The 11,298-nt window shown below is 49.7% G+C and carries 10 protein-coding genes; 6 read left to right on the top strand and 4 right to left on the bottom strand.

Annotated elements, in window-relative coordinates; genetic code table 11:
* Positions 1–109: 109 nt before the first annotated feature.
* Together ACCI49_RS21595 and ACCI49_RS21600 are read left to right on the top strand one after the other, a co-directional pair.
* Complete coding sequence (locus ACCI49_RS21595) at positions 110–421, top strand: hypothetical protein (RefSeq protein WP_371841304.1); 312 nt, start codon at positions 110–112, stop codon at positions 419–421.
* A gap of 603 nt (positions 422–1,024) precedes the next feature.
* A complete protein-coding gene (locus ACCI49_RS21600; protein WP_371841306.1) occupies positions 1,025–2,488 on the top strand; it encodes an MFS transporter in 1,464 nt (487 codons plus the stop codon).
* 574 nt (positions 2,489–3,062) lie between these two features.
* On the opposite strand, the gene acnB is transcribed toward ACCI49_RS21600, so the two are convergent.
* Positions 3,063–5,678, bottom strand: a complete 2,616-nt coding sequence (acnB, locus tag ACCI49_RS21605; protein WP_371841315.1) for a bifunctional aconitate hydratase 2/2-methylisocitrate dehydratase — start codon at positions 5,676–5,678, stop codon at positions 3,063–3,065.
* A gap of 310 nt (positions 5,679–5,988) precedes the next feature.
* Here acnB and ACCI49_RS21610 point away from each other — a divergent pair, with 310 nt between their 5' ends.
* Positions 5,989–6,444, top strand: a complete 456-nt coding sequence (locus ACCI49_RS21610) for a DUF1289 domain-containing protein (RefSeq protein ID WP_371841308.1) — start codon at positions 5,989–5,991, stop codon at positions 6,442–6,444.
* A gap of 134 nt (positions 6,445–6,578) precedes the next feature.
* Here the strand turns inward: ACCI49_RS21610 and ACCI49_RS21615 are convergent, their stop codons facing one another.
* Entirely contained in the window at positions 6,579–7,547 is a 969-nt protein-coding gene (locus ACCI49_RS21615; RefSeq protein WP_371841309.1) for a hypothetical protein, read from the bottom strand.
* A gap of 191 nt (positions 7,548–7,738) precedes the next feature.
* Between ACCI49_RS21615 and ACCI49_RS21620 the strand changes: the two genes are divergently transcribed.
* Positions 7,739–8,365, top strand: coding sequence for a MiaE family protein (locus ACCI49_RS21620; RefSeq protein ID WP_371841316.1), 627 nt, complete (start codon positions 7,739–7,741; stop codon positions 8,363–8,365).
* 3 nt (positions 8,366–8,368) lie between these two features.
* On the opposite strand, the gene ACCI49_RS21625 is transcribed toward ACCI49_RS21620, so the two are convergent.
* A complete protein-coding gene (locus ACCI49_RS21625; protein ID WP_371841310.1) occupies positions 8,369–8,629 on the bottom strand; it encodes a DUF3081 family protein in 261 nt (86 codons plus the stop codon).
* 77 nt (positions 8,630–8,706) lie between these two features.
* Between ACCI49_RS21625 and ACCI49_RS21630 the strand changes: the two genes are divergently transcribed.
* Positions 8,707–9,168, top strand: coding sequence for a DUF3429 domain-containing protein (locus ACCI49_RS21630; RefSeq protein WP_371841311.1), 462 nt, complete (start codon positions 8,707–8,709; stop codon positions 9,166–9,168).
* A gap of 1 nt (position 9,169) precedes the next feature.
* On the opposite strand, the gene ACCI49_RS21635 is transcribed toward ACCI49_RS21630, so the two are convergent.
* Positions 9,170–9,625, bottom strand: a complete 456-nt coding sequence (locus ACCI49_RS21635) for a DUF2269 family protein (RefSeq protein ID WP_371841312.1) — start codon at positions 9,623–9,625, stop codon at positions 9,170–9,172.
* A 1,072-nt stretch (positions 9,626–10,697) separates the two neighbouring features.
* Here ACCI49_RS21635 and ACCI49_RS21640 point away from each other — a divergent pair.
* A complete protein-coding gene (locus ACCI49_RS21640) occupies positions 10,698–11,246 on the top strand; it encodes an IS91 family transposase (protein WP_371841313.1) in 549 nt (182 codons plus the stop codon).
* The last annotated feature ends 52 nt before the right edge of the window (positions 11,247–11,298 follow it).

An 11,298-nucleotide genomic window follows, 5' to 3' on the forward strand; every position in this document is an offset into this window, starting at 1 on the left:
GTATTCCGAATCAACACCCGCCCAAGGAAGGTATTAAATTACTTGAGTCCGCTAGAATTTCTGGCGGGCAAGCGTGTGTCACTTATGTTGGCAATCTAGGATTTATTACATGTCTGATTATCTCTCAAATGACACTCGTGGTGTCCATAAAATTGCACATGACAAGTTAGTATTCGGTATCAAGGCTAATATCGATGCTGCAGCGACTGGATTTATTCAAAATCTCCAGGATCTTTATATTGCCTTTGACCAGCTGGCGGCGGAAGGTCAGCCTCTGCGTGGTGTGATGACAGGGTCGCTTACTGGGATCTGGGTACCAACGCTTCAGGGCAGCCCTATGGGAAACAACTCATCAAAGATTATGGTTGGTATATTCATGGTCAGACACCGACACCACCGGCTGACGGTGATCCAACAATAAGGGGCGTGGAGGATGTTAGAGTGGTACAGGGCTCCCTCTTTGATCCAATGCTTGGGGTAACAGCATCCGATATCAAGGATGGAGACTTGACCTCTGATATTACTAAAAAGGGGGGAAGGAAAGAATACACTGCGCTCGGGACCGTATGAGGCATGGATGCCAATTACGAGCTTACAGGGATGTATTCACAGCGCATATCGAGTGCAGTGTATTCTTTCCTTCTGACCCAGTAGTAAGTCTCTAAAAAGTTATCTGCAACTTCATCAACAATTTTCGCCTGGTAAAAGATAGACTCCTAAGTGTTCAACAAGATATAACAGAAGCTCTCACTTCGTGCTCGGAGTACAAGTTTAGAGCCCAGCACATTTTTAGTTAATTTTATATCGAGTCTCTTCCATTATTGCCCGTGTAACGCTCCCGCTAATGTGAGAATCTGCTGTTATTAAACAGGCTTTCGCCGGCTTGTAAGCAACAGTTAAAATATCTTTGTGGCGCGTTAATCCGTTAACTTCTTAGTTTGGCGGGGTAATAGATGCTATCCCATACGTTGAAGGGGTTTCGGGCACAATGTTTTTACTTCAATGAAGTTTTTTGGAGGGCAGATTGATCTTAGCGGTGCCAAAGAGCACTGTCGATTTACTAGCGCAATTCCAAATTATTGAGGTGAAGAAGCAACCGATGACAACCTGTAATAGACCTCTGTCAGGCCAGCACTATTGGGGACTCTTTGTTCTTTTTTTGGCGGTTTTTCTTGTGGCGGGTGACTTTACAGCATTTCCTCCAGCGTTGCCGAGAATAGCGGAAAATTTTTCGATAGATATTACCGCAGTTCATTGGGTGGTAAATGCGTATTCTCTCGCTTATGGGGTGTTGATAGTCACCAGTGGTCGCCTTGCAGATATTTATGGGCGTAAAAACATATTTTTTACAGGGATAGCGATTTTTGCTCTTTCCTCACTTGCTGGGGGACTGGCATTGGAAACTTGGGTGTTGCTTACATCCCGCGCATTAATGGGGCTCGGTGGGGCTTTGATATGGTCGGCCATACTGGGGATGGCCTACAACCTTTTGCCCGGTCAGCGGGCCGGATTAGCTGGTGGCTTTACTTTGGCTGCACTTGGTTTTGCAGCGGCTTGTGGGCCTGTGATAGGTGGTTTCTTCTCTGAATATTTAAGTTGGCGGTGGATCTTATTTATGAATATACCTTTGGCACTGTTAACGGCTTGCCTTTGTTGGCAAAAATATCCCGCAGAAATGAGTGTCGGGGAACACAATAAAGTTGATTATGTTGGTGTGATTACACTTTCCGTTTCACTATTTTTCTTTTTGCTGGGAATGGATATATTCGCTCAGTATGGGCTTGAGCATCCATTATTCCTCTTGTTATTGGTTTTTGCGCTACTAACTGCTTTCTTATTTGTTGCCGCTGAGCGTTGGGCAAAAAATAATGCGCTTATTCCTGTTGATCTGGTAAGGAATCAGAGTTTTATGGCTGCTGGACTGAGCGTATTACTTGTTGCAGTCGCCTTTTTTGAAACTCTTGTCTATATTCCGCTTCTGCTTATTAAGGTCTACAAATTCACGGCGCTTCAGGCAGGAGTTGCTTTATTACCAATGATGATTGCTTCTGGGACTTTTGCTTTTTTTTCTGGGCTTCTTTATGAGAGGGTAGGGAAGAAAGTATTAATCTGTATAGGAGCGTTAGGTATGAGCTTGGGGCTTTTCTGCTTGGCTAGCTTGAGTGGGAAAGTGAATTATATTTATCTTGTTCCTGGATTGCTGTTGATTGGGATATGTCTTGGTGTTTATAGCCCCGCTATTGTTACTGCGGCTATGACTGTGGTTGATTCTAGTGAGTCAAGCCTTGCAGGGGCAATAATCTATATGTTTCGATTTCTTGGCGGAGCATTCGGGCTTGGGTTTAACGCTATTATTTTGTCCCTAGCGCCGGATATTGCCACGGGCATTCGTTCGGCCTTTATGGTTGACGGTTTTATTACTCTTGCTGGATTTTTTGTTTCTTTATTCTATTTTAAGGGGAGTACTACGCGTATATTTAAACGTTAGTTTTATAGCATGTACTCGGTCATTTCAAAAAAACGATGGTACGCTGATTTGGTGGGGAGTAGTTCTGTAATAGCAATACTATTGGGGCAGAAGGAAAGAATGCACTGTACTCGATACGCGCTGTGAATACATCCTTGTAAGCTCGTATTCGGCATCCATGCCTCATACGGTCCCGAGCGCAGTGTATTCTTCCCTTCCCCCTTTTAGTAACTCGAGCGGTTTTTGGTTCTGGAATTGAAAGTGCTTCTGTTCGCGATAGTTTCCCATTTCCCTCTCTGTATTTCTTCTACCTGCCCAGTAGCTTGGTTTGATCACTACTTTTGATGCAATGGTTCCTTACGAATGCTCCAGGCGGAGTATTTCCTGCAAACACGCACATGGTGATGTTGAGTATTTTTCTCTGGCTGTTATTTGCGGATCGACGGTAAGGGGCAAGCAGCCTAAGGGGGGATATGGCCCGCTTTGCCTTATTGAATCTTGTTTTTTTTCGTTAGGAGGCAGTGGACAGCATTTAATAGCGACGATAAAAAAGCCCTGCCAATTGGCAGGGCTTTTAAGGAGATAGGGCTATTGCTTAAACTGCAACGTCTTGAATCTCAGTAGCAGCAATGCGCTTGCCTTCTTCGGCAGACTTCTGGAAGTCTTCAATCTGATCGAAGTTCAGGTAGCGGTAGATTTCGCTGGACATGGAATCCAGGTTCTTCGCGTATTCCTGATACTCGGCCGGAGTCGGCAGTTTACCCAGAATGGCACCCACAGAAGCCAGTTCGGCGGAGGTCAGGTACACGTTAGCACCGTCGCCCAGGCGGTTGGGGAAGTTGCGGGTGGAAGTGGACAGCACGGTGCTGCCTGGGGCTACACGTGCCTGGTTCCCCATACACAGGGAACACCCGGGCATTTCGGTGCGGGCACCGGATGCACCATAGATGTTGTAGTAACCCTCTTCCATCAGCTGGTGCTCGTCCATTTTGGTGGGCGGAGCGATCCACATACGGGTGGAAATGCCACCTTTGTGTTCCTGCAGCAGCTTACCGGCAGCGCGGAAGTGACCGATGTTGGTCATACAGGAGCCGATAAAGACTTCGTCTACCTTGTCGCCGGCTACGTCGGACAGCAGGCGAGCGTCGTCTGGGTCGTTCGGGGCACAAACGATCGGCTCTTTGATTTCGGCCAGGTCGATTTCGATGACTTCCAGGTACTCCGCGTCGGCGTCCGCTTCCATCAGTTTCGGGTTGGCCAGCCACTCTTCCATGGCGCGCGCACGGCGCTCCAGGGTGCGCTTGGAGCCGTAACCTTCAGCGATCATCCAGCGCAACAGAGTGATGTTGGAGCGCAGGTACTCAGACATGGTCTCTTCAGACAGCTTGATGGTGCAGCCAGCTGCGGAGCGTTCGGCGGAGGCATCAGACAGTTCGAAAGCCTGCTCTACCGTCAGGTTTTCCAGGCCTTCGATCTCGAGGATGCGGCCGGAGAAGATATTCTTCTTACCTTTCTTCTCTACGGTCAGCAGGCCCTGCTTGATGGCGTACAGAGGAATGGCGTGTACCAGGTCACGCAGGGTAATGCCAGGTTGCATTTCGCCCTTGAAGCGCACGAGAACGGACTCGGGCATATCCAGCGGCATAACACCGGTTGCGGCAGCGAAAGCTACCAGACCGGAACCTGCCGGGAAGGAGATACCCATGGGGAAGCGGGTGTGGGAGTCACCGCCGGTACCTACGGTGTCCGGCAGCAGCATACGGTTCAGCCAGCTGTGGATGATGCCGTCAGCCGGGCGCAGGGAAACACCACCGCGGTTCATGATGAAGTCCGGCAGGGTGTGCTGGGTGTCGATATCGACGGGCTTGGGGTAGGCCGCAGTGTGACAGAAAGACTGCATCACCAGGTCGGCGGAGAAGCCGAGGCAGGCCAGGTCTTTTAGTTCGTCACGGGTCATGGGGCCAGTGGTATCCTGGGAGCCTACAGTAGTCATTTTCGGCTCGCAGTAGGTGCCCGGACGGATACCTTCAACGCCACAGGCTTTACCAACCATCTTCTGCGCCAGAGTGTAACCCTTGCCGGTGTCGGCGGGCTGTTCAGGCTTGCGGAACAGCTCAGAGGGCGCCAGGCCCAGGGCTTCACGGGCTTTGCCGGTCAGGCCGCGACCGATAATCAGGTTGATACGGCCACCAGCCTGAACTTCGTCCAGCAGAACGTCGGACTTCAGCTGGAACTCAGACAGTACTTTGCCGTCTTCCGCCAGGATCTTGCCGTCGTATGGGCGGATCTCGATAACGTCGCCCATGCCCAGTTCGTCAACGGGAGCTTCGAATACCAGCGCGCCGGCATCTTCCATGGTGTTGTAGAAGATTGGGGCAACTTTACCGCCGATACAAATACCGCCACCTTTCTTGTTGGGTACGCCCGGCATTTCTTCACCGAAATACCAGAGTACGGAGTTGGTGGCGGACTTACGGGAAGAACCGGTGCCCACTACGTCGCCAACGAAGGCAACGGGCAGGCCCTTGGCTTTCACTTCTTCAATTTGCTTTAGCGGGCCGGTAACGCCAGCTTCTTCCGGCTCCAGGCCATCGCGCTTCATTTTGTACATGGCCAGCGCGTGCAGGGGGATGTCCGGACGGGACCAGGCATCGGGTGCCGGGGACAGGTCGTCGGTGTTGGTTTCGCCAGTTACCTTGAATACGGCAACTTTGATGCTCTCAGGCACTTTGTTGCGTTTGGTGAACCACTCGGCATCGGCCCAGGATTGCAGTACTGCTTTGGCGTGTTCGTTGCCGGCTTTGGCTTTTTCTTCCACATCGTGGAAGGCATCGAACATCAGCAGGGTGCCCTTCAGCTGTTCCGCAGCCAGCTCAGCCAGCTCTTTGTCGTCCAGCAATTCAACCAAGGTGTGGATGTTATAGCCGCCCAGCATCTGGCCCAGCAGCTCTACAGCGTGCTTGCGGTCGATCAGCGGGGATTCTGCTTCGCCTTTGATAATGGCGGACAGGAAACCGGCCTTAACATAAGCTGCTTCGTCAACACCTGGCGGTACGCGGTGAGTGAGCAGCTCAACTAATTCTTGTTCTTCGCCTTTTGGCGGATTTTTCAGCAACTCAACCAGGCCAGCTACTTGCTCGGCGTCGAGCGGCTTCGGTGGAATGCCCTGTTCGGCGCGTTCTGCGACGTGTTTACGATAGGCTTCAAGCACGGATAAGTCCCTCTCGGTGTGTGGGGTGGCACCAACAGCGGGTGTAGTTCCCAGTCTATGCATCACAGGCTGCTGGGATTTTTTTTTCGAGGCCGCTGAAGGCGGGTGGCGAATACTACAGGAAAGCCTTACTGCTGTTAAGTTTATCGAAAAATCAATAATTTAAGTGAATTACGACTATTAATAGAGTGAATTTTAGTAGGTATGGTAGTAAACGTCTTAACACTTTTCTTGCCGGTCGAAACAAAATAGTCTACGCGCAATATTGATCCAGGCCATGGGGGCCTGGATGGCTGCAACTGGTTAATCGATGTACAAAAAAGTCCGCACGCCCTGCATTGGGGTTTGCTCAACGGGAATAGGCGACGATGTTTGCCGAGGCTGTAAGCGATTTGCCCACGAAGTGATCGACTGGAATGCCTATACCGAGGAGCAGCGCCGTATTATTGCCGAGCGCCGTGAGGGCTATTTGGTAAATGCGGTGCGCAGCCAGTTAGAGATTGTTGATGAAAAGCGCTTTGTGGCGCAGCTGCGTCATCAACAAATCCGGTTTGATGGCAGCCAGAGCCCTTATTGCTGGGTGTTCGAATTGTTGCGTGCGGGCGCCAGCCAAATTAATGATTTACGAGAATACGGCCTGAGCCCGACGCCCCCGGCACGTGGCGTGCCTCTGGTAGAGGTACGCCAGCGTATTGATGAGGATTTTTACGCTTTATCAGTTGCCTACTACCAGCGTTTTGTCGCTCCTGGTGTTATCAAGGGCTGATATTGCATGGTGGGGTGGTAGTACTTCTCGAAAATTCCCGGCCTGTTCAAGTAGTACTTGTAGCGAAACTGAGAGCTGGGTTTTCTATTAGATCGTTATAGTTTCTAAAGATGAAAAAGCGGCCTCCCAGGACTTTACCTTTGCACCCGCAAGAATACCCGCAGTGCAGGTAGGAATGCCTCGGTAGAGAGTGCCAGATCACGCCTTTGGCGGCGCCGACTCAGGCTGGGCTGGTGATCTACCCGGGTAAACTCTGGCAGCTGTCCGGCCTCATTTGCCTCCACCAGGATCGGCATGGATGAATAACCAACTTGGTGGTATTCATCTTCTTCTCCAGGTTCATGGCTATAAAAAATCTCTGCCACCTGAAGGTTGGGACGGCTCTGTATCTGTACCTGGCGCAGATCGTCCTGTTGGCTCTTGTGCAGGCCCGCGAGTAGTTGCCGCTGGTATTGGATACCGGGATCAGACCCTAGCGGGTCCAACTGTACCAGTTTCTTTTCACACCACTTCACACTCACCTTGCGAATCGATTTACGTGCCTTTATCCAGGAGAGGGTAATGGCATCGGGCCGTTTGGCGCAAAGCAGTACCAGCCGATAGCATTGGCGCAGGTGGGCGCGGGGGAAGCCGGCATCGGCCAATACCTCGCGCACCGTGCGATCTCTCTCTGCCACTGGTCGCTCCCCAAGTACTGCCCGGAAATCGGCGATAGCCGCACTGAAGCTCTCTTTATGATTGTTAAGCTGCCGTGCCAGCTCCAATGTTTTTTGTGGCACTGCGAGAAGACCGGGAAGTTGCAGGGTTGCACGGGCATCGCTACCAGAACCCAGTGGCTCTGCATAATCCAGCTGGGCATAGAGAGCGCCGGCCAGTGAAAATGGCCGCTCGAAACTTTGCCCCAGAGCCTGGGCTGTCTCCTGTGCGAACTGGGGTTGCAACAGGTAATGCTGCCAGGGTTTGCCTGCACTTTGTAGTTGCTCCAGGGATTCGCGCAGTTTCCCTGCGCTGCTGTGGAGCTGCTCCAGTAAAGGGCCGATTGTGCGAGCCAATTCGCGGTGATCTTTCATTGGTATCGTTTTTAGGGTCTGTAAAAGCTTCATATTAATTCACTTAATAAACCGTTATCAATCTAGATAGCCTGAGCAGGCCACCAATTTGCACCTCCTACCGGTGCCGGCTGTGGTCAACAGTAGAGGGAGTAAAAGATGACTTAACGGATAAGCCTGCGTTTCTTTGAGCAGGCCGCTATAATCCCGCGCCAAGTGATTTACTCCAGTTGAATATCTATCTTATGAGTGCCCAAGCCCCCGACCTTTCCGCTATCCACGAATTCCTGCTGTGCTCAACTCCGGATGCCTGGATTGAAGCGGCGCTGGCCGAGCCTGAAATGATGTTGGTTGACCACGCGAACTGTGAAAAGAAAGCGGCGGGCACTGCGCTCAACTTGATGTTCCGCTACCTGAATGACTTTGAGCTGCTGAACAAGATGTCGCGCTTGGCTCGCGAAGAGTTGCGCCATTTCGAGCAGGTGCTGGCCATCATGGAGAAGCGTGGCATTGCCTATCCCCATGTAAGCGCTTCCCGCTATGCGGCGAGCCTGCGCGCGGAAGTGCGCACTACTGAGCCGGGTCGTTTGGTCGATACTTTAATTTGTGGTGCGATTATTGAGGCGCGCTCCTGCGAGCGCTTTGCCAAGATTGCCCCTTTCCTGGATGAAGAGCTACAGAAGTTTTACCTGTCTCTGTTGAAGTCGGAGGCCCGCCATTTCCGTGACTATCTGCATCTTGCCAAGAAGGCTGCGGGCGAAGATATTGAGCACCGTGTGCAGGCCCTATTGCAAGTGGAGAGGGAGCTGGTTCAGAGTAGCGATGGTGAGTTCCGCTTTCACAGCGGGGTGCCGGAGCAGGTGGGCCACTGAAGTTCAGTTATTGTCGAGTCTGGCAATTAGTTTTAGAAACTCCCCAAGATCCTTGCTGTTTTCGTAGTCTACGGAATACTTGTTATGGAAAAAGACGGTGAGTTTTACCTTGGGTGAATTGATAAAAACCGTATAACCATCAAAGTCGGTGCTCAATGTCAGCCCCTGGAAATGCCAGCCATCGGCTTCTTTTTGTCCCTCTTTGGTGGCCCGATCGAAGACCCGTAGTGCCTGTTTGACGTCGACTTTGTGCTCTTTTTCCATAAGCCTGATCTCGTGCCACTAAACTTTTTGTTCTAACTGGAAACTTTTTACCGGACTGAACAGGAAGCTTAGACGACATGGATAGTCATGGCTATCAGCACCCTGTAGTGGATACCCGCCTGTTTGATGCCCTGGCGTATTTGGGGCTTACTCCTTTTATCATTGGCATATTACTGCAGTTGTTGGATATATCACTGTTGGGTATTGATGGGCGCCTGTTTTTTTCCGCATATAGCGTGGTTATTCTCAGCTTCCTCAGTGGTATATGGTGGGGTGGGGCACTGAATCGCCCAGGCCATCCACGCCGAACTGCCCTGGTGTTACTCAGCAACCTGGTAGCTTTATTTGGGTGGGTAGGGATGTTGCTATACCAAACTTCTTGGGGGCTTCCTGTTCTGGCTATCGGTTTTGCTTTTGTTGCCTGGATGGAGGCGCGACTGAATCCAAATTTACCCGGGCGCGAACAGTATTTTCGCACCCGCAGCAGGGTGACCTGGCTGGTGATCGGGTGCCACTTAATCATGATTTGGGCACTTTAGCCTATAAAGCCGGCTTGGCTACCATTAAATAGACGATAGCTACAGTTAGTGGAAATGCGACAGCCCCCAGCAAACACCAGGCGCGCATGATTTTCCCGGTCTTCTTCTGGCAGGGTTCGCTGTCTGCATGTAGGCGTAACTGGTATTGCAGATACACTACCGGCAACCACAGCAGGAACACAGCCACAGTGAGGCCCCCAGCAATTTGCAACCAGGCTTGTTGCATCCAGACTGGGTTAATTACTAGCATCCCGAAGGCGCTACCCAATAATCCCAGCACGGCACTGCCGGTAAAGATCCAATCGGCAGTTACAGTTTCCCGACTTACCCAACGGAGTACCTGCGAGTCACCAGACAGCCAGCCGCGCAGGGTATACCATGCAATACCCGTCCCAGTGCCAAGGATAATAATTGCACAGAGGATATGCAGAGTTTTCAATGTTAGGTAGTAATTCATGGGCTTTTGACTGACGGAATATTGGCGTAACTTAGGTGCTGGTGGCGAAAATTTCAATGTGGGGGTGAATGTAAAGTAAGGAGCTTTTGAATAATCTCAGTTTTCCAGATCTGCTTGGTGGGGCATTAAGAGCGATTCACTCCTTCGTTATGGCTTCCAGGTCCTGAGGTTAAACTCATACATTAGCGAGGCAGCAAGGCAAGCTACCTAGTGCCTGTAAGCTGATCGAATACTGCTATGGCTACTCTGTGTCTGAAAATTAATGGCAGATAAAAGGGGGGGAATAGCTGCTTTCAGATTTGAGGGCATCCAGATGATTGCTCATAAATTTACTTATAGACATCTCAAAAAAATGCATTTTCATTAATCTATCGCCCCGCAGTCCTCATTATTTGCTATGGGCAGGCAGCAAAATAGTAATTTTTAGTGGCGCCCTTAGGTAGAAATCCCGTTGCATTCAAAGCTTTTGATGCTTGTTTATTTACATTATTGTGGTCAAGTAACTTAGCCAGTTATTTAACCCTATACTGCCATGTCCCTACCGGTGGCGTGTGTGATTAACGCGAAATAAGCCCTTATCAAAGTGCCAGTCGACTTGCTCAGTTTTGTAAATCAAATACCTTGCTTGTACAAAGATTCGCAGGAGGCTCATTAATCCAGGCGAGCGTTGGTGTATGGGTATCGGGAAGGCATGTATCTGATGGCTTTCAAATGCTTGGTATCTCTACGAAATTGTAGGAAATATGACCAGATAAGAGCTTGAATTTCGGTCATCGTGATCGTTATTTTGACAAGTGGGGAAAACATTTCGAGAAAATTAGCAAATACAATGAATTACGTAAGGTGGTATATTCTGGGATAGTGGTCACGATGATCGTTTTTCTGTTTTGTACTTTTGTGCCAGATATGTGTAATGGCTTAATTTTAATACGGATTTTGAGCTTCTGGCGCGGAATTGCTATTCGAAATAGTAATCAGGATAATAGTGGTCATGATGATCACTATATAAATGTTGTACAAACCCGCTACGCGGGTGTGGTGCCATCCTTAGAGTATAAGAGGCATTTTAAAAATGCATAACCGTGTGTTGCAAAATATATTTTCTGCTTACAGTGGTTATCTATCAACAACTGCCCAACCCCTAAAAAACCTAAAGGCTACCTCCTCGATACAGGAGTGTCGAACAAAAGCAATGGATAGTAGTTATTATCGTTGCAAGCAAAATCACATAACGAAACAGCATCATTCCTGTAGACATAGAATTTGCCCTCTTTGTTCAGGGAGAAAACGCTTGCAGTGGGTTGACCACCAGCGTCGCAAGTTATTCGATACTGAGCACTTCCATGTGGTCTTTACTATACCTCACGAGTATTTGCCATTATGGCAATACAACGAGGAAAAGTTTACAGATTTACTGTTTTTATCGAGTAAAGACACACTGCTTGAATTAATGTCCAGTAAAGAATACCACGGAGTAATCCCTGGGATGCTTATGGCACTGCATACATGGGGGAGGCAGTTAACTTTACATCCCCACATACACTGCCTGATTACCGCTAGCGGTATGAGTTTAAAGGAAACCTGGAAGGAAACGGGAGAGTATTTATTACCTAGAGTTTAGAGTTTCATGGGTCAAAAAACGGACAAAAACTAGCTTGACATAGAGGCGAAGA

Origin of the sequence: Microbulbifer epialgicus, assembly GCF_041447265.1 — a bacterium.
GTDB classification, from domain to species: Bacteria; Pseudomonadota; Gammaproteobacteria; order Pseudomonadales; family Cellvibrionaceae; genus Microbulbifer; species Microbulbifer epialgicus.

Coding starts and splice junctions, on each gene's coding strand:
- ACCI49_RS21595 (WP_371841304.1), top strand. CDS start 110: ATGTCTGATTATCTCTCAAATGACACTCGTGGTGTCCATAAAATTGCA.
- ACCI49_RS21610 (WP_371841308.1), top strand. CDS start 5,989: ATGTACAAAAAAGTCCGCACGCCCTGCATTGGGGTTTGCTCAACGGGA.
- ACCI49_RS21615 (WP_371841309.1), bottom strand. CDS start 7,547: ATGAAGCTTTTACAGACCCTAAAAACGATACCAATGAAAGATCACCGC.
- ACCI49_RS21620 (WP_371841316.1), top strand. CDS start 7,739: ATGAGTGCCCAAGCCCCCGACCTTTCCGCTATCCACGAATTCCTGCTG.
- ACCI49_RS21625 (WP_371841310.1), bottom strand. CDS start 8,629: ATGGAAAAAGAGCACAAAGTCGACGTCAAACAGGCACTACGGGTCTTC.
- ACCI49_RS21630 (WP_371841311.1), top strand. CDS start 8,707: ATGGATAGTCATGGCTATCAGCACCCTGTAGTGGATACCCGCCTGTTT.
- ACCI49_RS21635 (WP_371841312.1), bottom strand. CDS start 9,625: ATGAATTACTACCTAACATTGAAAACTCTGCATATCCTCTGTGCAATT.
- ACCI49_RS21640 (WP_371841313.1), top strand. CDS start 10,698: ATGCATAACCGTGTGTTGCAAAATATATTTTCTGCTTACAGTGGTTAT.